This is a genomic window from Falsiroseomonas sp., from assembly GCF_041690465.1.
GTDB lineage: Bacteria > Pseudomonadota > Alphaproteobacteria > Acetobacterales > Acetobacteraceae > Falsiroseomonas.
In genome coordinates, this window is record NZ_JAWLHG010000006.1 from 188,371 (window position 1) to 211,131 (window position 22,761).

The 22,761-nt window shown below is 70.2% G+C and carries 20 protein-coding genes and 2 pseudogenes; 6 read left to right on the top strand and 16 right to left on the bottom strand.

Annotation, left to right across the window (positions count from 1 at the left end):
* Window positions 1-4: 4 nt before the first annotated feature.
* Window positions 5-907, bottom strand: a complete 903-nt coding sequence (locus tag ACESM1_RS09310; protein ID WP_372619472.1) for a LysR family transcriptional regulator — start codon at window positions 905-907, stop codon at window positions 5-7.
* A 74-nt stretch (window positions 908-981) separates the two neighbouring features.
* Between ACESM1_RS09310 and ACESM1_RS09315 the strand changes: the two genes are divergently transcribed.
* Genes ACESM1_RS09315 through argH form a run of 6 tightly spaced genes read left to right on the top strand, consistent with a single transcriptional unit; the run spans window position 982 to window position 7,278 of the window.
* A complete protein-coding gene (locus tag ACESM1_RS09315) occupies window positions 982-2,169 on the top strand; it encodes a pyridoxal-phosphate dependent enzyme (protein WP_372619473.1) in 1,188 nt (395 codons plus the stop codon).
* Complete coding sequence (locus ACESM1_RS09320) at window positions 2,166-3,539, top strand: NAD(P)/FAD-dependent oxidoreductase (RefSeq protein ID WP_372619474.1); 1,374 nt, start codon at window positions 2,166-2,168, stop codon at window positions 3,537-3,539. Before ACESM1_RS09315 ends, ACESM1_RS09320 begins: the two co-directional genes overlap by 4 nt.
* On the top strand, window positions 3,536-4,369 hold the full coding sequence (locus tag ACESM1_RS09325) for a transporter substrate-binding domain-containing protein (protein WP_372619476.1): 834 nt from the start codon (window positions 3,536-3,538) through the stop codon (window positions 4,367-4,369). The genes ACESM1_RS09320 and ACESM1_RS09325 overlap by 4 nt, the downstream gene beginning before the upstream one ends.
* Before the next feature lie 9 nt (window positions 4,370-4,378).
* Window positions 4,379-5,041: an amino acid ABC transporter permease gene (locus ACESM1_RS09330; RefSeq protein ID WP_372619478.1), complete on the top strand. Its 663-nt coding sequence runs from the start codon at window positions 4,379-4,381 to the stop codon at window positions 5,039-5,041.
* Entirely contained in the window at window positions 5,038-5,748 is a 711-nt protein-coding gene (locus tag ACESM1_RS09335; protein WP_372619480.1) for an amino acid ABC transporter permease, read from the top strand. The genes ACESM1_RS09330 and ACESM1_RS09335 overlap by 4 nt, the downstream gene beginning before the upstream one ends.
* Window positions 5,749-5,769: 21 nt before the next feature.
* On the top strand, window positions 5,770-7,278 hold the full coding sequence (argH, locus tag ACESM1_RS09340) for an argininosuccinate lyase (RefSeq protein WP_372619482.1): 1,509 nt from the start codon (window positions 5,770-5,772) through the stop codon (window positions 7,276-7,278).
* A 10-nt stretch (window positions 7,279-7,288) separates the two neighbouring features.
* On the opposite strand, the gene ACESM1_RS09345 is transcribed toward argH, so the two are convergent.
* The 15 genes and pseudogenes from ACESM1_RS09345 to ACESM1_RS09415 all read right to left on the bottom strand — a co-directional run bounded on the left by ACESM1_RS09345 (window position 7,289) and on the right by ACESM1_RS09415 (window position 22,567).
* Window positions 7,289-8,320 carry a gamma-glutamyltransferase gene (locus ACESM1_RS09345; RefSeq protein WP_372619483.1) on the bottom strand — a complete coding sequence of 344 codons (1,032 nt, stop codon included), beginning with the start codon at window positions 8,318-8,320 and terminating at the stop codon, window positions 7,289-7,291.
* Window positions 8,259-8,648 (bottom strand): annotated as a pseudogene (locus ACESM1_RS09350) (gamma-glutamyltransferase); the annotation flags it as partial. The gene ACESM1_RS09345 and the pseudogene ACESM1_RS09350, both read right to left, overlap by 62 nt.
* Window positions 8,649-8,659: 11 nt before the next feature.
* Complete coding sequence (locus tag ACESM1_RS09355) at window positions 8,660-9,352, bottom strand: Bug family tripartite tricarboxylate transporter substrate binding protein (RefSeq protein ID WP_372619485.1); 693 nt, start codon at window positions 9,350-9,352, stop codon at window positions 8,660-8,662.
* Window positions 9,292-10,224 (bottom strand): GlxA family transcriptional regulator, encoded by a 933-nt coding sequence (locus ACESM1_RS09360; RefSeq protein ID WP_372619487.1) that lies wholly within the window; start codon window positions 10,222-10,224, stop codon window positions 9,292-9,294. The genes ACESM1_RS09355 and ACESM1_RS09360 overlap by 61 nt, the downstream gene beginning before the upstream one ends.
* Before the next feature lie 33 nt (window positions 10,225-10,257).
* Window positions 10,258-10,884 (bottom strand): sarcosine oxidase subunit gamma, encoded by a 627-nt coding sequence (locus tag ACESM1_RS09365; protein ID WP_372619489.1) that lies wholly within the window; start codon window positions 10,882-10,884, stop codon window positions 10,258-10,260.
* Window positions 10,877-13,915: a sarcosine oxidase subunit alpha family protein gene (locus ACESM1_RS09370; protein ID WP_372619490.1), complete on the bottom strand. Its 3,039-nt coding sequence runs from the start codon at window positions 13,913-13,915 to the stop codon at window positions 10,877-10,879. Before ACESM1_RS09370 ends, ACESM1_RS09365 begins: the two co-directional genes overlap by 8 nt.
* Window positions 13,912-14,172, bottom strand: a complete 261-nt coding sequence (locus tag ACESM1_RS09375; protein ID WP_372619492.1) for a sarcosine oxidase subunit delta — start codon at window positions 14,170-14,172, stop codon at window positions 13,912-13,914. The genes ACESM1_RS09370 and ACESM1_RS09375 overlap by 4 nt, the downstream gene beginning before the upstream one ends.
* A 10-nt stretch (window positions 14,173-14,182) precedes the next feature.
* Window positions 14,183-15,433 carry a sarcosine oxidase subunit beta family protein gene (locus ACESM1_RS09380; RefSeq protein WP_372619494.1) on the bottom strand — a complete coding sequence of 417 codons (1,251 nt, stop codon included), beginning with the start codon at window positions 15,431-15,433 and terminating at the stop codon, window positions 14,183-14,185.
* A gap of 82 nt (window positions 15,434-15,515) precedes the next feature.
* Window positions 15,516-16,451, bottom strand: coding sequence for a dipeptidase (locus ACESM1_RS09385; RefSeq protein ID WP_372619496.1), 936 nt, complete (start codon window positions 16,449-16,451; stop codon window positions 15,516-15,518).
* A 58-nt stretch (window positions 16,452-16,509) separates the two neighbouring features.
* Entirely contained in the window at window positions 16,510-17,298 is a 789-nt protein-coding gene (locus tag ACESM1_RS09390) for a polysaccharide deacetylase family protein (RefSeq protein WP_372619497.1), read from the bottom strand.
* Complete coding sequence (locus ACESM1_RS09395; RefSeq protein ID WP_372619498.1) at window positions 17,295-18,323, bottom strand: ABC transporter ATP-binding protein; 1,029 nt, start codon at window positions 18,321-18,323, stop codon at window positions 17,295-17,297. Before ACESM1_RS09395 ends, ACESM1_RS09390 begins: the two co-directional genes overlap by 4 nt.
* Window positions 18,307-19,296 carry an ABC transporter ATP-binding protein gene (locus ACESM1_RS09400; RefSeq protein ID WP_372619500.1) on the bottom strand — a complete coding sequence of 330 codons (990 nt, stop codon included), beginning with the start codon at window positions 19,294-19,296 and terminating at the stop codon, window positions 18,307-18,309. The genes ACESM1_RS09395 and ACESM1_RS09400 overlap by 17 nt, the downstream gene beginning before the upstream one ends.
* Before the next feature lies 1 nt (window position 19,297).
* Window positions 19,298-20,161 carry an ABC transporter permease gene (locus ACESM1_RS09405; protein ID WP_372619502.1) on the bottom strand — a complete coding sequence of 288 codons (864 nt, stop codon included), beginning with the start codon at window positions 20,159-20,161 and terminating at the stop codon, window positions 19,298-19,300.
* The gene (locus tag ACESM1_RS09410) at window positions 20,145-21,122 is read right to left on the bottom strand and encodes an ABC transporter permease (RefSeq protein WP_372619503.1); all 978 of its coding nucleotides are present in this window, start codon (window positions 21,120-21,122) and stop codon (window positions 20,145-20,147) included. The genes ACESM1_RS09405 and ACESM1_RS09410 overlap by 17 nt, the downstream gene beginning before the upstream one ends.
* Before the next feature lie 20 nt (window positions 21,123-21,142).
* A pseudogene (locus tag ACESM1_RS09415) lies at window positions 21,143-22,567 on the bottom strand (ABC transporter substrate-binding protein).
* Between the last annotated feature and the right edge of the window lie 194 nt (window positions 22,568-22,761).

Genomic DNA, 22,761 nt, shown 5'->3' on the forward strand with positions numbered 1-22,761 from the left:
CCCATCAGCCGCCCGTGTCACGCCGCGTGGCATGCGCAAGCAGCTCCGTGGCGAAAGCCTCCGCCAGCCGGTCGCGGCCACCGCCACGCGCGCGCAGCAGCAGGTACCGGAAGGGTACGGCCGGCGCAAAGGGGAGTGCAACGATCGGCAGCCCGCGTGCCTCGTCCGCCGCCACCAGCGGATTGACCAGCGCGACGCCGAGCCCCGCCGCGACAAGGCGACAGAGAGTTGCGCTGTACGGTGTCTCCAGCCGGATGCGCGGCTCGACTCCCGCCGTGCGGAACACCTGCTCGGAACTGTGCCGCGTGCCGTCCTCCAGCGCGAGCGCAAGGAATGGTTCCTCAGCGATGTCACCTGGGCTGACCGGCGTGCGGCGCCGCGCCAGGCGGTGGCCGCGCGGCACCACCAGCACGCCCGGCAAGGTCAGGAACTCCTCCTCCTCCACGGCCGGGAAGCCACTGCGCGGCGCGGCAAGGCCGAAATCCGCCTGTCGCGTTGCCACCCATTCGTAGACGGTGGTGGAAGGGCGCACCTGCAACGCCACCGTCGCCGCCGGCCGGCTCCGCAGGAAACGGGCGAGCGCATCCACCATCACTCCCCCGGCCAGCGCCGGCAGACAGGCCAGGCGCAGCCGTCCGGTGCCGAAATTGCGGATGTCCTGCGCCGCCACGCGCAACCGGTCGAGACCGCTGAAAGCACGCTCCACCTCGCGCAGGAATGCCTCGCCTTCCGGCGTGAGGCGTGCGGCACCCTGTCCGCGCAGGAACAGCGGGAAGCCGATGCCCGCCTCCAGCCGCGCCACGGAACGCGTGAGCGAAGGCTGCCCTACGTTCAGCGCGCGCGCGGCGCGGGAGAAGCCGCCATGCCGCGCCACGGCGTGGAAGGCCTCCACCTGCTTCAGCTCCATCCGCCCCTCCATGCCTTTGTCGCATGGAAGCTGCGACACAAGGCATTTGACGGCATGGATGCGGGCGCGCGTCAATGCGCCGCATGGAAGGTGCGGCGATCCGGCGCAATCCCGACCTGCTCGGCTTCCGGCCACTCGATGGCGGCCCGGACCTGCCCGTCGGCGACTGGCCCGAAGGCTGCCCACGCGCACGAGCCGCCGGCACGCCCACCAGCCTTGCCGCCATCTACGCGCCGCGCGAACGCAGGCTGCCGCCGCCGGGTGCCCGCATGGCGGAAGCCGGCGATTGGCTTCCCTATCTGCGCTGGGACGGGATGGGCGAAGGGGGCACGCCACTCATCGAATTGCGTGCGCCGGACTCGCTCGGCTCGCTCGCCGTGAAGGCCGAGTGGATGAACCCGACCGGCAGCCACAAGGACCGCATGTCGCCGCTGGTCCTCGCCCGCGCGAGGGAGATCGGCGCGCGCGGCGTGGTCTGCGCCTCCTCGGGCAATGCGGGCGTGTCGCTCGCGGCGTATGCGGCACGCGCCGGCCTGGAATGCTGCGTCGTGGTGACGCCGGCCGTGCCCGACGCGGTGCGTCGCGCCCTGCATGCCCACGGCGCGCGCGTGCTCGGCGCACATGACAGCACCGCGCGATGGACCGTCGCGGCAAGGCTGGCGGCGGAAGGTTGGTATCCCGCCACCAATCACGCCTTGCCCGCCGTCGGCAGCAGCGCCTGGGGCGTCGAAGGCTACCGCACGCTCGCCTTCGAGATTGCGGCCGCAATGTCGGACGGGGTGGACGCCATCTTCGTACCGACGGCACGCGGCGACACCATCTGGGGCCTCGCCACCGGCTTCGCAGCGCTGCGCGAAGCGGGTCTCTCGCGGCATGCCGTGCCGCGGCTGATCGCGGTGGAGCCTTTCCCGCGACTCACCGCGGTGCTCGCCGGGCGTGCGCGTATCACCGATGTTTTCTCCGGCAACACGCGCCAGGCGTCCACCGCCGGTGCGACGACCACCGACCAGGCGCTGCGCGCGGTGCGCGAGTCCGGTGGCGCGGCGATCGTTGTGGACGACGCGGAAGCGGAGGCCGCGCAGGCGGCCCTTGCCGCACGGCACGGCCTGTTCCTTGAACTGTGCGCTGCCGCCTGCTTCGCAGCGCTGCCCCGTGCGGCCAACCTGCTGCCGGATGGAGCACGCGTGGTGCTGATCGGCACCTCCGCCGGCATGCGCGACACCGCCACTGCGCCGCCGCCGCTGTTGGAGATGGCTGCATGATCGGCTCTGCCTTCCATCCCGGCTTCCTCGCCCAGCCCTATTGGTGGGAAGCTGCGCCTCCCGAGACGGCGCGTGACGAACCACTGCCGAAGCGCGTCGACCTGGTCGTCATCGGCAGCGGCTTTGCCGGCCTCTCCGCGGCGCTGGAAGCGGCGCGTGGCGGTGCTTCCGTGGCGGTGCTGGATGCCGGGCCACTCGGCGGCGGTGCCTCCTCGCGCTCAGGCGGCATGGTGAGTTCCGGCCAGAAGCTGGTGCTGACCGCGGCACTGAAGGGGCTGCCGGCAGAGAAGCAGCTCGCCGCGCTTGAGGACAGCAAAGCCACCTTCGAATTCCTGAAGGACCTGATCACCCGCGAGAAGCTGGACGCCGACCTGCAGCTCTGCGGCCGCTTCTTCGGCGCCTTCGCGCCGAAGCACCTGGAGACGCTGAAGCGCAACGCGGAGACGCTTCATGCGCGCACCGGCGTCACCATCCGCATCCTCTCGCGCGAAGAACAGCACGAGGAGGTGGGGAGCGACTACTTCCATGGCGGCTTCGTCGTGGAGGATTATGGCGGCCTGCATCCCGCCAAGCTGAACCGCGCCCTGCGCGAGGCGGCCCGCGCCACGGGCGCGCGGCTGTTCAGCCATGCCCGCGTGCTCGGCACGCTGCGCGACGGCGACGGGCACAAGGTGTCCACGGAGCGCGGCGAGGTCCGCGCGCAGCACGTGCTCTATGCCACCAACGGCTATACCGACACCTCAAGCGCCTGGCTGCAGAAGCGCCTGGTGCCGGTGATGAGCTACCAGATCGCGACCGAGCCGCTTCCGCCAGGCATGATGGATCGCTTGATCCCACGCCTCCGGATGGTGACCGACAGCCGCAAGGAGCTGACCTACACGCGTCCCTCGCCGGACGGCACCCGCATCCTGTTCGGCTGCCGTCCCCGCGCGTTGCAGGTGGAGCCGCAGCGCCTGGCGCTGGCGCTGCGCGCGCGCATGCTCCGCTTCTGGCCGGAGCTGTCGCCCATCCGCATCACCCATGCCTGGGGCGGCTATGTCGCGATGACGGCAGATCGCATCGCGCATGTGACGGAGAAGAACGGCGTGATGCACGCGGTCGGCTGCAACGGCAACGGCGTGGCACTGATGACATTCCTCGGCTGGCACGCCGCGCAGCTGATGCTCGGCCGCACCAACCGGCGTGCCTTCTTCGCCGACATCCCCTTCCCGGCCGTGCCGCCGCTGACCAACACCGCGGCCTTCGTGCAGCTGGCCAGCGCCGCCTACCACCTCCGCGACTTCACCGCCAACCCGGGCGAGGTCGTGGCCGAACGGCTGGGACGACCCCGCCGGAGCACCACCACAACCACGAAGGAGGCAAGAGAGTGAGGATATTCCGCAGGAGTCTGGCAGCGAGTGCGCTGCTGCTCGGTCTCGCGGCCGGGCAGGCGCTGGCACAGCAATTGCCACCACTGCCGCAATCCATCCGCGAGCAGGGCGTGCTGCGAGCCGGCGTGCGCTGCGACCAGCCGCCCTACGGCTTCCGCGGCCCCGATGGCGGATACGCCGGGGTGGAGGTGGAGATGGCGCGTCAGATGGCCGCCTGGGCCTTCGGCAGCGCCGACAAGATCGAGCTGCAATGCGTCACCGCCGCCAACCGCATCCCGCAGCTCAACGCCCGCCGCGTGGACCTGCTGATCGCCACCCTCGGCGTCACGCCCGATCGCGCGCGGGTGGTCGACTTCTCCGAGGCCTATCGCTGGGGCGGATCCGACCTGCTGGTGCGTCGCGACAGCCCGATCCGCGGCCTGGACGACCTGCAGGGCCGCACGGTCATCATGCTGAGCGGCACCACCCAGGCCGCCTGGTTCGACGCCAACATGCCGAACCTCAACACGCTGCGTCTCAACACCGCCTCGGACGCGCTGCAATCCCTGCTGCAGGGGCGCGGCGAAGCCTATGCGCATGATGCGGCGACGCTGATCGTCATCGCCGCGCGCGACCAGAACCTGCGCCTGGTGGGCGAGCCCTTCGCGGTCTCCGACGCTGCCGTCGGGCTGCGCAAGAACGAGCCGGAGTGGATGGCCTGGATCAACGCCGCGCTGGCGCGGATGAAGTCCGAGGGGCTCTACACCCAGTGGCTCGAGAAATGGGTGCCGGCGGAGATCCGCGGGCCCTACACCGCGGCATTCACGCAGCCGCGGCCGAACGCCCGCTGAGCCACGGCTTTGGAATTCGACGTCGCCTATCTGGTGAAGCAGTTGCCGGCGCTACGCGCCGGCTTCCTGCTCACCATCCAGATCAGCCTGATCGCAATGGTGATCTCCATCGTGATCGGGCTGGTCTGCGCCAGCATGCGGGTGATGCGCGTGCCGGTGCTGGCGCAGCTCGTCGCGGCGTATGTCGAGTTCATCCGCAACACCCCGCTGCTGGTGCAGCTGTTCTTCGTGTTCTTCGGCCTGCCCGCGCTCGGCCTCACGTTGTCGCTGTTCTGGTCCGGGGTGCTGGCGCTCACCCTATGGGCCGGCGCCTTTCAGACCGAGAACGTGCGCGGCGGCCTGGCTGCGATCGCGCCCGGTCTGCGGGAGGCGGGGCGCGCGCTCGGCCTCTCGCGCGGGCAGTACCTTCGGCTTGTCGGCCTGCCGCTTGCGGTGCGTGTAGGACTGCCCTCGATGCTCAACACCTGCGTCTCGCTCGTGAAGAACAGCGCCTATGTCTCGGCGATCGGCCTGCGTGACCTGGCGGGGGTCGCCTTCGACCGCATCGCCAGCGACTTCCGCGCCTTCGAAATGCTGGCCGTGCTGCTGGTGGGCTATCTCGTCCTGGTGCTGTCGCTCAGCTTTGCCGTGCGGGTCATCGAGCATCGGTTGCAGGCGCCCTTCCGCGCATGAGTTACAGCCTCGCCCTCATCGTCGAGAACGCGCCGCTGCTGCTGATCGGCCTGCGCGCAACGCTGCTGCTCGCCGCGGTCACGCTGCTCTCCTCCACCATCCTGGGCGTGGTGCTCGGCACGCTCGCCACCGTGAAGCCGCGCTGGGTGCGCGTGCTGGTCGCGCTCTACGTCGAGACCTTTCGCGATATCCCGTTGATCGTCACCATCTTCACCATCTTCTTCGGCGCGCCCTTTCTCGGCGTGCCGCTGGAGCCATTCCCCGCCGTCGCACTCGGCCTCTCCCTGTGGGGCGGCGCGAATGGGGCGGAGATCGTGCGCGGCGGCATCAATGCCGTGCACAACGGCCAGCGCGAGGCGGCCACCGCGCTCGGCCTCAGGCTGTGGAAGATCTACCTGCTGATCCTTTGGCCGCAGGCATTGCGCGCGGTACTGCCTGCCTTCACCGGGCTGCTGGCGCTGATCGTGCAATCCACCTCGCTCGGCGCGCTCGTCGGCGTGACCGAGTTCCTCAAGGCGGGCGGCCTCATCATCGAGCGCAGCACGGTGATGCAAGGCATTAATCCGGCCTTTGGGATCTACACCTTCGTGCTGCTCGTCTACTTCTCCATCTGCTCGGTCCTCACCTGGCTGTCGCGCCGGCTCGAACGCCGGCTCGGCCGCTCCTCCACCAGCACCATCCGCGCGCCCGACGCGTCGAGCCTCTGAGTCCCCTTCCGGAGTAGCCCCATGTCGCACGCATCCAAGGTCAGCCGCCGCCTCGCCCAGGGGATTGCGCCGGAGGTGCTGGAGCACATCTACACCCCACGCCTGGCGGGCGAACTGGTGCTCACTTTCCCCTATCTCGGCGCGCTGAACGCCGCGCATCTCGTCATGCTTGCGCGCCAGGGCATCGTGACGCCGGCGCAGGCTGCCGCGATTGCCCGCGGGCTGCTGAAGATGGAGGACGAGGGACCCGATGCGATCACGCCCGACCCGGCGCTGGAGGACGCCTACTTCAACGTCGAGGCGCGACTGATCGCGCTCGTCGGCGCCGATCCCGGCGGCCGGCTGCATATCGCGCGCAGCCGAAACGACCTCTCCGCTGCGCTCGACCGGTTGCGTGTGCGCGACGCGGTGCTGCGCCTGCTCGACGGCGCCGCCGCGCTGCGCCGTACCCTGATCGCTCGCGGCGCGCTTTTCGCCGAAGTGGTGATGCCTGGCTACACGCATCTGCAACCCGCACAGCCTATCACCTTCGGCTATTATCTCACCGGCCTCGCCTCCGCGCTGGAGCGCGACGCGGCGCGGCTGCTGGATGCCTGGCCCCGGCTCAACCTTTCGCCGATGGGCGCTGCGGCGCTCGCCACCACCACCTTCCCCGTGGACCGTGCGCTGACGGCGCGGCTGCTCGGCTTCGAAGGGCTCCTCGAGCACGGGCTGGACTGCGTCGCCAGCCGGGATTTCTCGGTGGAGGTGGTTGCGGCCGCCGCGCAACTCGCCCTCACGCTGAGCCGCTTCGCCGAGGACATGCATGTCGCGGTCAGCCACGAATTCTCCTCGATCGAGTTCCCGGACTCGGTCTGCGGCACCTCCTCGATCATGCCGCAGAAGAAGAACCCGGTCGTGCTCGAGCACCTGAAAGGCAAGGCCGGGCATGTCGTGGCGGCCTTCGCCTCGGCCGGCGCAATCATCCGCGGCAGCCACTTCACCAATACGTTGGATGCGCACCGCGAAGGCCAGGCGATGATCTGGCCGGCGCTCGCCGAGACGGAGCGGGCGCTGGCGCTTGCCGGCATCGCCGCGGCGACGGCGGAGCCGAACGCGGAGCTGCTGCTGGCCCGCGCACGGGCGAACTTCTCCACCGCAACCGACCTGGCCGATGCGCTGGTGCGCGGCGCCGGCATGGACTTCCGCACCGCCCACCACGTCGCAGGCGCGGTGGTGCGGCGGCTGATGGAGGCCGGGCGCGGCGCACATGAGGCGACGGTCGAGATCGTGGACGCGGCGGCCGTGGAGGTTGCCGGTCGGCCGGCGGACCTGGATGCCAGCGCGGTGGCGCAGGCTCTGGATCCCACCCGCTCGGTCGCCGCGCGCACCGTGCCCGGCGGCACGGCGCCCGCAGAGGTGCGGCGCATGGCCGCCCGCATGAGGGAACAGCTGACGGCAGACGAGGCGCGCGTCGGAGCATGGCGCGAAAGGCTGGCGGCGGCTGCGTCGGAGCGCCAGGCAGCGCTGCGCGCCCTCGCCGCCGGTTGAAGCGTCAGCGCTACCAGCCCAGCGCGTAGCCGGGCCGGCGCGGATCGGCGCCGGCCGTCAGGATGCCTGTGCCGAGGTCAGCGTGGATTGCGCAGACCGCCCCGGCCCGCCAGATCCGCTCCGGCCACCAGGTCACCTGGTGGCCGCGCGCCGCCAGCGCCTCGCCGGTGGCGCGCGCGATCCGCGCCTCGATGCAGAGGCGCCCGGGATGGTAGGCGTGCGGCTCGAAGCTGTCCGGGAAGCTGTAGGTGGCGATGCGCGGGTGCTCCACCGCGTCCTGTGGGTCCATCCCGAACAGCAGCACGTTCAGCAAAGTCTGCAGCATCGCCTGGGTCTGGACGTCGCCGCCCGGCGTGCCGAAAGGCAGCACGAAGCGTCCGGGTGCGACCGCCATCGCCGGATTCGGGGTGAGTCGCGGCCGCTTCCCAGGGGCGAGCCGGCTCGGATGCCCCGGCGTGGTCCAGGATTGCGAGCCACGGGAAGAGGGGCAGAGCCCGGTGCCCGGCACGACAGGCGTGTCGTTCGAGACATCGCTCGGCGTGGCGGAGACGGTGTTGCCCCAGCGATCCACGACGCAGATGTAGGAGGTGTCGCGCGGCAGGTCGCACGGCGGGCCTTCGCGCCACGCCGCCCCGGCGCCCGGTGCCGTGCCACGCGGCGCGGCGCCAGGCGGCGTGCCGGCGGGCGGCATCTCCGGCCAGGCGCGGGCGGGATCGACCTGCGCGCGGCGCGCGGCGCCATAGACGGGGTCGAGCAGGCCGGCGATCGGCACATCCACGTGGTTCGGATCACCGTAGAAGGCCTCGCGGTCGGCGAAGGCGAGCTTCCGCGCCTCGGCGATCCAGTGCAGGTAGTCCGCGGAGTTGTGGCCCGCCGCCTGCAGCGCCGCCGCATCGAGGATGTTGAGCGCCTGCCCCAGGGCCGGCCCCTGGCACCATGGCCCGCAGGTATAGACGTCGGCACCCGCGCATCGTGCCGAAGCGGGCGAGCGCGGTGATCCAGGCATCCGGTGCGGCGGGCACCACGGTGCGCAGCACGCCATCCGGAATCGCGCCGTTGTGGTTGCGCAGGAACAGCTCGGGATCCGTCGCGGCGGGCCAGGTGCCCAGGCCCGCGATGGTCCACACCTCGCCATCGCCCATGCGCAGCATGATCGGCGCGACGCCGGCGACGTTGACGATATCCGGTTGCAGCACGCCCAGCGCGATGCCGCCTGCCACTGCCGCATCCACGGCGTTGCCGCCGGCTTCCAGAATGGCGAAGGCGGCATGCGCCGCGCCGTAATGGCCTGCCGAGACCATGTGGCGCGTGCCGCGCAGCGCCGGGCGCTGCGCATAGGTCTCACCAGCTTCGCGGGTCGTCATGCTCATCGGCGTCGATCCTACCGTGGCAGGTGGCCGATCCGGTCCATCAGCGCCGTCAGCCGCCGCATGCCGGCCAGCATGGCCTCCGACGCGGCGCCGCGCGAGCCGGGATCAGCGTCCACTCCGGTGTTGGCCAGCGCCGTCTTCACCGTGGGCTCCGTCACCATCGCCTGCAGCTCCGTGTTCAGCCGCGCCAGCACCGGTTCCGGTGTGCCGGCGGGCGCGGCCAGCGCATACCAGCCGGCGGAATCATAGCCGGGCACGGTCTCGGCGATGGCGGGGATGTCGGGCGCGCTCGGACTGCGGCGTGCGCTGGTCACACCGAGCGCGCGGAAGTGCCCCGCGAGCAGGGTCGGCATGGCCCCGGCCAGACTCGGGCAGTGCAGCTCGATCTGGCCGCTGATCGTGTCCGTCGTCGCCTGTGCCGTGGAGCTGTAGGGAATCTCCTCCAGCTGGATCTCCGCCATGGATTTCAGCAGCTCCATGCCGATCCAGGATCCGGACCCCGGGCCGGAGGAGGCATAGCGCAGCCGGCCCGGCGCCTTCTTCGCCTCCGCGATCAGCTCGGTGATCGAACCGATGGTCACGCGCGGCCCGGTGACAAGCACGTTGGGCGCGAACCCGATGGTGCCGACCAGCGCGAAATCCTCTACTGGGTTGAAGGCCACCTGGCGGAACAGCCGCGGCGCGATGCTGGTGGAGGTGGACATGAGCAGCAGCTGCGGCCGAGATGTGCGCGGAACAGCCGCTCGAGCTGCCGCACGGAGACGCCTGCGCTGTGGGCGAGCTCCGCGCGCGGCAGCGGATCCTCCAGCGCCTCCTCCATCTCCGCCAGCACCTGCAGCAGGCCGGGATGGCCGACCTCGTAGCGCTCGCGCAGACTCATCCGCTGCGGCTCGTCCTTGTCGCGCGGACGGGTATGCAGGAACCACTCCGCGACCGCGTGCGCCAGCGGCCGTCCGTATTCCGCCTCGATCAGCGCCACCGCCATGTCCAGCGCGGCGGTGCCGCCGGAGCAGGTGCAGCGCTCGCGGTCGATCTCGTAGAGCGACTGCGTGTGCAGCAGGTCCGGGAAACGCTCCCGCATTGCCGGGATATATTCCCAGTGCGCCGTGCAACGGTAACCGGAGAGCAGGCCCGCGCGCGCCAGGATCTCCGTTCCGCCGGAGACGCCTCCGATGCGGATGCCGCGCGACGCCTGGGCGCGCAGCCAGGCGAGCGTCGCGGGATCCTCGAACTCCGTCGGGTTGCCACCGGCGCAGAGCAGCAGGTCGTCCACCTCGCAAGGCCGGTCGATGCCCTGGTCGGGCAGGATCGCGATGCCATTCGAGGCTTCCACCGGGCGGCCATGGGGCGAGATGTGCCGCCAGGTGTAGAGCGCCTCCTCCGCCAGTTCGTTGGCAGCGCGGTAGGGCTCCATCGCGCAGCCATAGGCCAGCACCGCGAAGCCCGGGATGAGGAGGAAGCCGATGCGACGCGGTCCGCTGCGCCCGTTGTGCCGCACCGGCACGCGCGGGCGCCGGTCGCGTCCGCGCGGATCGGGTGGGCCGGAGGTGGCCGGCAGGGAGCGGGCCGTCGCCATGGCGTGGATCCTGCCCATATCCCGTGCCGCGCGTCACGTCGTTGCGGACACCTCGCAGCCGAATTCCGCTGCGGCTTCCAGCACGTCATGCGCCAGGCTCTCGCCGAAGGAGCGGTAGCACGCGATGTGCCAGGCGTCCTCCGCCGTCGGCGGACGCCAGAGCGTGACGCCCATATGGCCCGCGAGCGTCAGCGCGGCGGCGCCGGGCGGGAAGACCGACTCATCCAGATCGATGGGGACGAGCTTTGCCAGCATCTCGCGCACGGCAGGGCCGGAGAGCCGCAGCACGGCGCGCGCTCCAGTCAGGTCGGTGACGGAGGCGGCGCCACCTAGCTGGGCGGCAAGAGCACGCGCAAAGCCGAAGCGCGCGACGTCCTCGCGCCCCGCATCCAGGGCGAGCCACTGTCCAGGCCCGGTCCAGACCAGCTCGAGCGCACCGGCGGCGGTGCAGCCGGCGCGCTGCGGCAGAGCCAGGCCGAAGCCATCCAGCAGCGCAATGGCCAAGGCGGCGTCCTGGCCGGCGCGCAGCGCGAGCGAGGCGGCCGCCAGGTCGCCGCGCTCGGTCACCGCCACACCCGGGGCGCCGTCGGCACGGCCATGCCGGCCCGGCGGCAGATGCCCGGCCAGCGGCGAGCGCGGTAGCATCGTGAGATCAGCCACGGGTCCGACCTCCCTCCGGATCGACGAAGACTGGCGAACAGACCTCCGCATCCATATCGCCATTGCGCAGGGGATCGAGCACGCGGATCCGCTGCCCGACGCGCTCCGCGCCGCGATCCAGCAGCGCCAGCGCGATCGGCATGCCGAGCGTCGGCGAGTGGCAGGCCGAGGTCACGTAGCCCTGGCCGTTCGATGTCACGACCTGCGCCCCGATCTCGTAGAGATGCGCGCCGGCGCGGATCGGCGAGCGCCCGTCCGCCGGCTTCAGCCCGACCAGCACATGCCGCGCCGGATCCACCAGCGCCGGACGCTCGGCCAGGCGGCGGCCGATGCAGTCCTTCTTCGTGGACACCATCTTCCCGAGGCCGATGTCGCGGGCCGTGGTCTGCCCGTTCAGCTCCCCGCCGGCCGGATGCCCCTTCTCGATGCGCAGCACGCCGAGCGCCTCGGTGCCATAGGGCGTGACGCCGAGCGGCGCGCCGCGCGCCATGATGCGCTGCATCGCGGCCTCGCCGTAGTCGCCCGGCACACCGAGCTCATAGGCCAGCTCGCCGGAAAAGGAGAGGCGATACAGGCGGCACGGCACGCCGGCGACGCTCACCTCGATGCAGGCCATGTGCGGCAGTGCGCCGTTGGAGATGTCCGGCGCGGGATCGATCACCGCCGCCACCAGGTCGCGCGCACGTGGCCCGGCGATGGAGACCTGCGCCCAGGCATCGGTGACCGAGAGCAGTGAAACGTCCAGGTCCGGCCGCAGCACCTGGTGGCAGAACTCCATATGCTGCATCACCTTGCCGGCATTCGCCGTGGTGGTGGTGACGAAGAAGCGGTCGGGCGCGAGGCGCGCGACGGTGCCGTCATCCATCACGAAGCCGTCTTCGCGCAGCATCACGCCGTAGCGCACGCGACCAACCGCAAGGGTCGAGATCATGTTCCCGTAGACGAGATCGAGCAACGCCGCAGCACCAGGGCCGACCACCTCGATCTTGCCGAGGGTGGAGACGTCGCAGACGCCGACGCCGGCGCGCACGGCGAGAGCCTCGCGGTCCACGCTGTCGCGCCAGCCAGCCTCGCCGGGGCGGGCGTACCATTCGGCGCGGTACCAGGGCCCGACCTCGACGAAGCTGGCGCCGTTCGCGGCGGCCCAGCGATGCAGCGGCGTGCGACGCGCGGGGCGGAAATGCCGGCCGCGATGCGGGCCGGCAATGGCGCCGATGGCCACCGGCGTCCAGGGCGGGCGATGCGTGGTGGTACCGGTGCCGGGAATGCCGAGGCCGGTGATGTTGGCCATCACCGCCAGCCCCGTGACATTCGCCGTCTTGCCCTGGTCGGTCGCCATGCCAAGGGTGGTGTAGCGTTTCAGGTGCTCGACGCTGCGGAAGCCTTCGCGATGCGCCAGCGCGACATCCTTGTCCGTGACGTCGTGCTGGAAATCCACGAAGGCCTTGCCGTGTCCGCGTGGCACGTGGAAGAGCGGCGCGAGATCGCCCGGCGCGTCCTCCGCCCGCGGAATCGCCGGGCCGTTGCTCGCGAAACCGCAATCCCGCGCGGCCGCCACGCCCTCCCGCGCGCCCTCGGCCAGGGCGGTATGGGTGGAGAAGCGGCCACGCGCGGCGCCGGCAACGCCCATCCCGGCCGGCAGGTCGCCGGGCACGAAGGCATGGATCGCCTCGTCCCAGCGCGGCCGGCCGCCCAGATGGCAGGAGAGATGCAGCGAGGGATTCCAGCCACCGGCCATGGCGAGCAGGTCCGCTCCCACGCCCTCCTCGCCGCCCTGCGCGTTGGCGATCTGCACCGAGACCAGGTGCCGCCCGCCCTGCGTGCCGACTACACGTCCACCGACGACGAGCCGCGCGTCAAGCTGCGAAGCAAGCTGTGCCTGCGCTGCTGGCACCTCACGCCGTGCATCCACCACGGCCTCGATCCGCGCGCCGGCGCGGGCGAGGTCTGCGACGCTGCGCCAACCATCGTCGCCCGCGGTGAACACCACCGCACGCGCCCCGGGCAGCACGGCGAAACGGTTGACGTAGCTGCGCACGGCACCGGCGAGCATCACGCCGGGGCGGTCGTTGCCGCCGAACACTACCGGCCGCTCGATTGCGCCGGCGGCGAGCACGACGCGGCGCGCGACGATTTTCCAGTAGCGCTGCCGCGGCAGATGCGCCGGCGGCTGCGGCAGGTGGTCGGCCACGCGCTCCAAGGCCGTGACGACACCGCCATCGAGCAGCGCGAAGGCAGTGGTGCGGCGCAGGATCCGCACGCGCGGCAGCGTGGCGAGTTCCGACTCCACCTGCCGCGCCCATTCGGCGCCGGGGCGGCCATCCACCTCCTCGACTTCCGAGAGCAGCCTTCCGCCGACCGCCACATCCTCCTCCAGCAGCAACACGCGCGCGCCGGCGCGACCGGCGGCAAGCGCCGCCATGAGGCCGGCCGCACCGCCGCCCACGACCAGCACGTCACAATGCAGATGCGCGCGCTCGTATCGGTCGGGGTCCGGCCCGTCCGGCGCGCGGCCGAGGCCTGCGGCGCGGCGGATCAGCGGCTCGTAGAGCTTCTCCCAGAAGGAAGCCGGCCACATGAACGTCTTGTAGTAGAAGCCCGCCGCGATCAGTGGCGCGAAGAAGCCGTTCACCGCACCGAGGTCTAAGGCGAGCGACGGCCAGCGGTTCTGGCTGCGCGCCTCCAGCCCCTCGAACAGTTCGATCTGCGTGGCGCGCGTGTTCGGCTCCCGCCGTGCGCCGCTGTGCAGTTCCACCAGCGCGTTCGGCTCCTCCGCGCCGGCGGAGAGAATGCCGCGCGGACGGTGATACTTGAACGACCGCGCGACCAGCCGCACACCATTTGCCAGCAGCGCCGAGGCCAGCGTGTCGCCGGGATTACCGGCGAAGCGCTTTCCGTCGAAGCTGAAGGAGAGGGTACGCGTGCGATCGATCTGGCCGCCGGTCTTCAGCCGCCAGGGTTGCGTGGGCGCTGCCGCGCCGCTCGCAAGGTTCTCGCGAGCCGGCGTGACCGGCCCCTGCGGCGCGTTCATGCCGGCGTCTCCCGCGCCGCGCGCACGCCGATCACGGCATGGGTCCAGGTATCGCGCTCCACCACCAGCCAAGTGCGGCAGCCATGCTGGTGATGCCACAACTCGCGATGGACGCCGCGGGCGTTCTCGCGCTCATGCACATAGGCGACCCACGCCTCAAGCGGCGCATCGGGCGCGGGGCGCACGGGATCGGCGGCGCCGAGCACGGTGAACTCGTCATTGCCGCGCTCGCCGCAGTGAGGGCAGGTGATTCGCATGGTGGCGCTCTCAGTGAAGGTTCGCCTGGGCGCCGGCACCCTTCTCGTCCAGCACCGCGCCGGTGGCGAAGCGGTCGAGGCGGAAGCCGGCATTCAGCGCATGCGGCGCGCAGGTGGCGATGGTGTGCGCGAAGCACCAGCCCGAGGCGGGCGTCGCCTTGAACCCCCCATAGCACCAGCCGCAATTGAGGAAGAGACCGTCGATCGGCGTGCGGTCGATGATGGGCGAGCCATCCATGCTCATGTCCATCACGCCGCCCCATTGGCGCAGGTAGCGCAGGCGGGAGAAGGCGGGAAACAGCGCAACGCCGCTCTCCATCACCTCCTCCACAGCCGGCAGGCTGCCGCGCTGGGCGTACGTGTTGTAGCCGTCGATATCACCGCCGAAAACCAGGCCCCCCTTGTCGGACTGGCTGACGTAGAAGTGCCCCGCGCCGAAGGTGACGACCATGTCGAGCACCGGTTTCACCGCCTCGCTGACGAAGGCCTGCAGCACATGCGTCTCGATCGGCAGGCGCAGCCCGGCCATGGCGGCGACGCGGCCCGAATTGCCGGCCGCCGCAAGCCCGACGCGCTTCGCGCCGATGAAGCCGCGCGTGGTCTCGACGCCGGTGACGCGGCCGGCTTCCACGCGAATGCCGGCCACCTCCGTGTGCTGCAGGATGTCCACGCCGCGGCGGTCCGCGGCGCGCGCATAGCCCCACGCGACGGCGTCGTGCCGTACGGTGCCGCCGCGCCGTTGCAGCAGGCCGCCCTTCACCGGGAAGCGGGCGCTGTCCATGTCGATGCCGGGCACCATGGCGCGCACCGCCGCGGCGTCCAGCAGTTCCGCATCCACGCCCGCCAGCCGCATCGCATTGCCGCGACGCGCATAGGCGTCGCGCTGCGAATCGGAGTGGTATAGGTTCAGCACGCCGCGCTGCGAGACCATGGCGTTGTAGTTGATGTCCTGCTCCAGCCCTTCCCATAGCTGCAGCGACTTCTCGTAGAAGTGCGTGTTTGCCGGCAGCAAGTAGTTGGAGCGGATGATCGTGGTGTTCCGCCCGACATTGCCGGAGCCGACATAGCCCTTCTCCAGCACGGCGACGTCGGTGATGCCGTGCTCCTTCGCCAGATAGTAGGCGGTGGCCAGCCCATGCCCGCCGCCGCCGACGATCAGCGTGTCATAGAAGGGCTTCGGCGGCGGGTCGCGCCACGCCGGAGTCCAAAGCCTGTTGCCGGTGACGGCATTCTTCAGGAGGCTGAAGATCGAGTAGTGCATGTGCCCTGTTCCTCGGGGCGAAGTTTCGCAGGACCGCGCCGCTGCCCTTGCCTGCCGGCGACTTGGCCTTGCCCGCGACCGACTAGCCGCCCCAGACCTCGCCCAGGAAGCGCAGCCAGTTCTCGCCCAGCACGCCACGGATCCGCGTCTCGCTCCAGCCGCGGCGCTGCATGGCACGGGTGAGATTCGGGTAATCCGCCAGCGTCTCCAGCCCCTTGACGAAGGGCGCGGTGCCGCGCGTGGGCACCATCCGGCGTGCATAGCCCTTGTCGTGACGCAGCCAATCGAAGAAGTCCTCGCCGTAATCCTCGGTGAAGTCGGTGCCGATGCCGACATTCCCCTCACCGCAGAGGTTGATCACGTATTCGAAGACGTCGATGCAGTCGTCCAGCGTGCTCGCCGCACCGGTCTTCATGAATGGCGGATAGGTGGTGACGCCGACGAAGCCGCCGCACTCCACGATGAAGCGCAGCGCCGCGTCCGACTTGTTGCGCGGATGATCGTAGAGCCCTGCCGGGCAGATATGCGAATAGGCGCAAGGCTTCTTCGAATGCCTGATCGCGTCGTCCGCCGTCCTCGCCCCGACATGGGAAAGGTCCACCAGCATGCCGAGGCGGTTCATTTCCTCCACCACCTCGCGCCCGAAGCCGGAAAGGCCGCTGTCATTCTCCTCCCAGCAGCCGGCGCCGACCAGGTTCTGCGTGTTGTAGGTGAGTTGCACCACCCCGACGCCGAGCGCCTTGAACAGCTGCAGCGTGTCCAGCCGGTCCTCGATCGCGGAGGTGTTCTGGAAGCCCAGGATGATGCCGACCTTGCCGAGTTCCTTTGCCTTGCGGATGTCGGCGACGGAGTGGACCTGCATGAGGATGTCGGGCTGGTCGGAGATCGCACACTTGAACCTGGCGATGTTCAGCATCGTGTCTCGGAAATTCTCCCAGACGCAAACCGTGCAGTTCGCTGCGGTGAGTCCGCCGCGCTGCATGTTGGCATAGACCTTGGGGCTCCACTTCGAGACCACGAGGCCGTCGATCAGAACCTAGTTCCGGTGCAGATAATCGTCCATGAGGGGATGCCTTTCAGGGAACCAGCGATGCCGCCTGCCGGGAGGTCATGAACTGCACGCGCGGCCGGCCGCGCACATGCCGCAGGTGCCGCCGCAGCATGCGCAGTCGGCCGGGATGGCCGATCAGCTGTACATGCAGCGTCAGGTGGTAGAAGGCGCCCGGCGCTTCGTAGAGGCCGTCGAACTCCTCGGTCCAGACCTGCTCGGCATCCGTCGCCGGACGGATCACGCGCCCGATCTGCCCGCCGTAGAGAAAGTAGGGCGCATCGGCCAGATGCCACTGCACCGGTAGCTCCACCAGAGGAAGCGGCTTGCCGTCGCGCATGTGCCGATAGGGGCGCAGAGCGTCGTGGTAGTTGGTGGAGACGCTCACGCCATGCTTCAGCAGCAGGTCCAGCGTGCGCGGCGAGAACTCCCAGGACGGCGAACGCCAGGTGGTCGGTCGCTGGCCGGTGATGCGCGCGAGCGAGTCGAGCCCGGCCACCAGCTCGTGCTCCTCCTGCTCCGCCGTCAGGGTGTGCACAGGCAGGTGGGCATAGCCATGGCTGCCGATCTCGTGGCCGCGATCGGCGCAGAGCTTCACCGCATCGGGGTAGCGGTCCGCAATCATGCCAGGGACGAAGAAGGTGGCGCACACGCCGTGCTCGTCCAGCACATCGAGCAGCGGAGCTAGCCCCTCGCGGATGGCGAAGGCGCCGTGCGAGAGCAGCACCGGACGCTCCTTGTTCTCCGGCGCCTTGCCGACCCAGATCGCCTCCGCGTCCAGGCAGATCCCGACCACCACCGGAAAGATGTCGCTCATGCTGGGGTATCCTCAGTGAGATGGGCGAGCATCGGCCAGGACTCCGCCTCCTCGGCGAAGTGGCAGGCGGCGCGGCGGTCTCTGCCAATGACGCGCAGCGGCGGGTCCTGCTCGGCGCAGACGCGCCGCGCGACGGGGCAGCGCGTATGGAAGCGGCAGCCCGGCGGCGGCGAGAGCGGTGAGGGCGGATCGCCGCCCAGCGGTTCCGTGCGCAGCGCGCGCGCCAGCACGGGATCCGGCACCGGGCAGGCATTGATCAGCGCCGTCGAATATGGATGGCGCGGGCGTCGGAACAGTGCCTCCGTCGGGCCTTCCTCCACCACGCGCCCGAGATACATCACCACGACGCGGTCGCAGACCGAGCGCACCACGCCGAGGTCGTGCGTGATAAACAGCCAGACGACGCCGAGCTCGTCGCGCAGGCGCTGCATGAGCGAGAGGATCTGCGCACGGATCGAGATGTCGAGGGCTGAGACCGCCTCATCCGCCACGATCACCTCCGGCCGCACTGCCAGTGCGCGCGCGATCCCAATGCGCTGGCGTTGGCCGCCGGAGAACTGGTGCGGGTAGCGATCCAGGAACGCCACGCCCGGACTCAGGCCCACGCGATCCAGCAGCCGCGCCACCTCCGCGCGCATCTCTGCTTGCGGCACTATGCCGTGGATGCGGAGCGAGCGCGCCAGCGTGCCGAAGACCGTGCGGCGCGGATTCAAGCTGTCGAATGGATCCTGGAACACCATCTGCACGGCGCGGCGATAGGCGAGCATGTCCTTCCGATCGAGGCCGCTGACCTCCGCCCCGCGGAAGCGCACGCTGCCTGCACTCGGCGGCACCAGGCCGAGGATGCTGCGCGCCAGCGTCGTCTTGCCGCAGCCGCTCTCGCCGACCACGGCGACGATCTCGCCGGGCGCGACATCCACGCTCACGCCGTCCAGCGCCCGCACCCAGCGGCGCCCCCGGCCGAGCCAGCCTCCGCCGACGGGAAAGCGCACGTCCAGGTCGCGCACCTCAAGAAGCGACGGCATCGGACCCGCTCCTTGCATGCAGCCAGCAGCGGGCGGTGCGGCCTGGCGCCGGTTCCAGCAGCGGCGGCGCCTCGCGGTCGCAGGGAGCGAAGCGCGAGGGGCAGCGCGGATGGAAGCGGCAGCCGGAAGGCGGGGTCAGCAGGCTCGGGGGCTGGCCCTCGATGGCGGCGAAGTCGGCGACGCGGCGATGCGGCGGCAGAGCGGCAGCGAGCAGCGCACGGGTGTAGGGATGCTGCGGCGAACGGAACAGCTCGCGCACCTCGGCATGCTCGACAATCTGGCCGGCATACATGACATAGACGCGGTCGCAGTACTCCGCGACCAGGCCGAGATCGTGCGTGATCAGCAGCATCGCGCTGCCGAGTTCCCGCCGCAGCCCGGCCAGCAGGCGCATGATCTGCGCCTGGACGGTGACATCTAGCGCAGTGGTCGGCTCATCCGCCACCAGCAGCGCGGGGCGGCAGGCCACCGCCATGGCGATCAGCGCACGCTGGCGCATGCCGCCGGAGAGCTGGTGCGGGAAGTTGCGCGCGACCGCCACCGGATCGGGAATGCGCACGCTGCGCAGTGCTTCCTCCGCGGCGGCGCGCGCTGCGCCGCGGGAGAGGCCGCGATGCAGGGCCACCGTCTCCGCGATCTGGTCGCCGACGCGCATCAGCGGGTTGAGGAAGGTCATGGGGTCCTGGAAGACCATGGCAATGCGGTCGCCGCGCAGCTTGCGCATGGCGGCGTCGTTCAGGGGTAGAAGGTCGCGACCCTCGAACGCTACGCGGCCGGCGACGGTGCGCACGGGCGGGCGGACCAGGCGCATGAGCGAAAGCGCGGTCATGGACTTGCCGCAGCCGGACTCGCCGACCAGCGCCACCGCCTCGCCGGCCATCACATGCAGGTCCACGCCATCCACGGCGCGCAGCGTACCGGCATGGGTGGCGATGTGCGTCCGGAGCCCCTGGACGGAGAGCAGCGGCTCCATCTCAGCGTTCCCGCGCGCGCGGATCAAGCACGTCGTTCAGCCCGTCGCCCAGCAGGTTCAGCGCCAGCACGGCGAGGAAGATCAGCGCGCCGGGAAAGGCGGAGGTCCACCAGGCGCTGCGCATGATCTGCTGCGCCTCCTGCAGCATGACGCCGAGACTCACCACGGACGGGTCGCCAAGGCCGAGGTAGGACAGGCCCGCTTCGAGCAGCATCGCCTGCCCGATCAGCAGAGAGGTGTTCACCACCACCGGCCCCATCGCGTTGGGCAGAATTTCGCCCGCGATCAGTGCAGTACGCGAGGCGCCGGCGATCCGCGCCGCGTCCACGAACTGGCGGTTGCGCAGCGTCAGCACTTCTGAGCGCACCAGCCGCGCCACCTCCGGCCAGCCCAGGATGGCGATGGCGAAGATGATGTTGGCGAGTCCTGCGCCGAAGAAGGCCACCAGCAGGATCGCCAGGAAGAAGCGCGGGATGACCTGGAAGATCTCCGTCACGCGCATCAGCGCGTCGTCAATCAGGCCGCCGAAGAACCCCGCCGTGCCGCCGACCAGCAGGCCGATCAGCGTCGCGGCGCCTGCGGCGCTCAGCCCGACCAGCAGCGAGATGCGCAGGCCGCCCGCCGCACGGCTCAGCACGTCGCGGCCGAGCTCGTCCGTGCCCATCAGGTGCGGCACGCCGGGCGGCGCCATGCTCGGCCCCACGCCGGTGCGCGACGGGTCGAAAGGCACCAGCGTCGGCCCGAGCAGCGCGAAGGCACCGAGCAGAACGACGACGGCGGCCGCCACCACCGCCGCGCGGTTGCGGCGGAAGATGCGCCACGCGGAGGGCGCCGGCGGGACGGCGGTCTCAGCGGTAGACGACACGGGGATCGATGAGTGCATAGATTATGTCGGTCAGCACATTCGCCAGGATGACCATCACGGAAAGCACCGTGAACAGCCCCATCAGCAGCGGATAGTCGCGCGGGCCGATCGCGTCGTAGAGCAGGCGGCCGGTGCCGGGCCAGGCGAAGACCGTCTCGGTCAGCACGGAGCCGGCCAGCATGAAGCCGAAGTTCAGCCCGATCACGGTGACGACCGGCAGCATGGCGTTGCGCAGCGCATGGCCATAGACCACGCGACTCTCCGGCAGGCCCTTGGCGCGCGCCGTGGTGATGAAGTCGAGCGCCAGCGTCTCCTGCATCTTCACCCGCGTCAGGCGGAACACCAGCGCGAGGTGGTAGACGCTGTAGGTTGCGACCGGCAGCACCAGGTGATGCGCCACGTCCAGCACCATGCCGATCCCCTCGCGCGGCGCGCGCAGGCTCATCATGCCCTGGGTCGGGAACATCGCGAGATGCAGCGAGAAGACCAGCAGCATGATCTGGCCGAGCCAGAACACCGGCATGGAATAGCCGGCCAGCGCCAACAGCGTCGCGGCATTGTCGGTGAGCGAGTAGGGACGCCGCGCCGCCACCGCGCCGAGCAGGACGCCGAGCAGGCTCGCCACCACCAGCGCCGAACCCATCAGCAGCAGCGTCGCCGGCCGGCGCGACAGGATCAGCGTCAGCACGTCCTCCCGGAAGCGCAGCGAGTAGCCGAGGTCGAGTTGCGCAACCTTGCCGAGATGGGCCAGCAACTGCGTGAGAAACGGCTGGTCCAGCCCGAATTCCTCGCGCAGCTGCGCGATGTACTCCTCTGTCGCGTCGGAGGAGCCGAGCAGGAAGTCGATCGGATCGCCCGGCGCCGCCTGGATCAGTGTGAAGTTGATCAGGAAGATGACGAGGACGAGCGGCACAGCCTGCAACGGGCGCCGCCCGGCATACAGCAGCAGTGGCGGCGCCATACCCGGCGCGTCTCCTCGCCTCAGCGCACCTCGTAGGCGTCCTCGCGGTTCTCGATGTAGCCCTGGGGCCCCGTCACCACATTGGCGAACTTCGAGGACGCCGCGTGGATCGGCGGCAGCTCGTAGAGCGGCAGCGCCGGCAGGTCCTGCATCAGTATGCGCTGGATCTCATGCCAGGCCTGCGCCCGCTCGGCGGGGTCGGTGATCGCCGTCTCGCGGTCGAAGAATGCATCCACCTCGGGGTTGGAGTAGCCCATGCCGTTCACGAAGGGCGCGCGGCGGATCTGCTTCGTGTGGTAGCGCGGCGTCACGCTGACCGTCGGATCGGGCCCGGTGGTGAAGAGCTGCATCGCCAGGTCGAAATCCCACTGCCGGAAGACGCGGTCGATGAAGGAGGTGCGGTCGAAGGTCTGCACCGTCACGTCGATGCCGACATCGCGCAGGTTGTCCTTGATGATCTCCGCCCCCCGCCCCTCGTAGTCGCGGCCGGCGGCCCAGAACAGGCGCAGCGGGAAGCGCCTGCCGTCGGCGCTGCGGCGCGCGCCGGCCTCCTCGAGCATCGCGTTGGCCTTCGCCGGGTCGAAGGCGTAGTCGTGCCGATCGGTAAAGGCCCAGGCTATCGTGCTGCCGACATGGCTCTGCGCCACCTTTGCCTCGCCAAACAGCGCGCGTTCATTGATCGACCTCCGGTCGATGGCATGCGCGAGCGCCTGGCGCACCTTCGCGTTCTTCAGCTGCTCGTGGCGGTGGTTGATGAGCATCAGCCCGTTCGTCGCCGCCGCGTCGCCCTTCTGGTAGAGCGTGAAGCGCCGGTCGCTGCGTAGCTGGCCAATGCGGTCGTAAGGCACGATGTACCAGTGCAGGAAGTCGATCTCGCCGCGCTCAAAGGCGAGCAGCCGCGCCGCCGGGTCCGACGACACCTGGAACACCAGGCGGTCAAGGTACGGCCGGTTCGCCTTGAAGTAGGTCGGGTTGCGGTTCAGCTCGATGAAGCCGCCGCGCTGCCAGCGCGAGAAGGTGAAGGGACCGCTGCCGACCGGGCGCTGGTTGGCCGGGTTGGTGCGGGGATCGGTGCCTTCGTAGATATGCTTCGGCATGATCAGCGCACCGGAGGACAGCACGCTGCCCAGCATGGTCAGAAAGGGCGCGAAGGGCGCCTTCAGGCGGAACTCAAAGGCATGCGGCCCCGTCGCTTTCGCGCTCTCGACATTCGGCCACCAGGAGCCGGCGCGCGGATGCACCTTCGCGATGATCTCGTTGAAGGTGTATTAGGCATCCGTCGCGGTAACCGGCCTGCCGTCGTGCCAGCGCGCGTTCTGCGCCAGCTCGAAGGTATAGACGCGGCCACCGGGCGAGATGGTCCAGCGCTGCGCGAGGTCTGGGATCGGTTCCAGCTTCTCGTTCAGTAGCACCAGCGCGTTGAACAGGTTATTCGCAACCATCATCGCCGGCGTATCGGTGGCGAGATGCGATGTCAGCGTTGCGATAGCTGAGACTTGATCGGACAGTCTGTGTTGGTTCTCGAAGGATGGAGCCGGTAGGCGGGGCGCGGTCCTTGCCCTCGCGCTCGGACCGCGGCCCGCCCACCGGCGGGACGGAGAACCTGGAGATGACACAGGAACAGAAGATCATTCGCGCC

Excerpts from the sequence above, each read along its gene's own strand:
- ACESM1_RS09355 (WP_372619485.1), bottom strand. The coding sequence starts at position 9,352 with ATGTCCACCTCCACCAGCATCGCGCCGCGGCTGTTCCGCCAGGTGGCC.
- ACESM1_RS09320 (WP_372619474.1), top strand. The coding sequence starts at position 2,166 with ATGATCGGCTCTGCCTTCCATCCCGGCTTCCTCGCCCAGCCCTATTGG.
- ACESM1_RS09315 (WP_372619473.1), top strand. The coding sequence starts at position 982 with ATGCGCCGCATGGAAGGTGCGGCGATCCGGCGCAATCCCGACCTGCTC.
- ACESM1_RS09410 (WP_372619503.1), bottom strand. The coding sequence starts at position 21,122 with ATGGCGCCGCCACTGCTGCTGTATGCCGGGCGGCGCCCGTTGCAGGCT.
- ACESM1_RS09395 (WP_372619498.1), bottom strand. The coding sequence starts at position 18,323 with ATGCCGTCGCTTCTTGAGGTGCGCGACCTGGACGTGCGCTTTCCCGTC.
- ACESM1_RS09310 (WP_372619472.1), bottom strand. The coding sequence starts at position 907 with ATGGAGCTGAAGCAGGTGGAGGCCTTCCACGCCGTGGCGCGGCATGGC.
- ACESM1_RS09345 (WP_372619483.1), bottom strand. The coding sequence starts at position 8,320 with ATGGCGTGCTGCGCACCGTGGTGCCCGCCGCACCGGATGCCTGGATCA.
- ACESM1_RS09380 (WP_372619494.1), bottom strand. The coding sequence starts at position 15,433 with ATGCACTACTCGATCTTCAGCCTCCTGAAGAATGCCGTCACCGGCAAC.
- ACESM1_RS09375 (WP_372619492.1), bottom strand. The coding sequence starts at position 14,172 with ATGCGAATCACCTGCCCTCACTGCGGCGAGCGCGGCAATGACGAGTTC.
- ACESM1_RS09370 (WP_372619490.1), bottom strand. The coding sequence starts at position 13,915 with ATGAACGCGCCGCAGGGGCCGGTCACGCCGGCTCGCGAGAACCTTGCG.
- ACESM1_RS09390 (WP_372619497.1), bottom strand. The coding sequence starts at position 17,298 with ATGAGCGACATCTTTCCGGTGGTGGTCGGGATCTGCCTGGACGCGGAG.
- ACESM1_RS09335 (WP_372619480.1), top strand. The coding sequence starts at position 5,038 with ATGAGTTACAGCCTCGCCCTCATCGTCGAGAACGCGCCGCTGCTGCTG.
- argH (WP_372619482.1), top strand. The coding sequence starts at position 5,770 with ATGTCGCACGCATCCAAGGTCAGCCGCCGCCTCGCCCAGGGGATTGCG.
- ACESM1_RS09400 (WP_372619500.1), bottom strand. The coding sequence starts at position 19,296 with ATGGAGCCGCTGCTCTCCGTCCAGGGGCTCCGGACGCACATCGCCACC.
- ACESM1_RS09360 (WP_372619487.1), bottom strand. The coding sequence starts at position 10,224 with ATGGCGACGGCCCGCTCCCTGCCGGCCACCTCCGGCCCACCCGATCCG.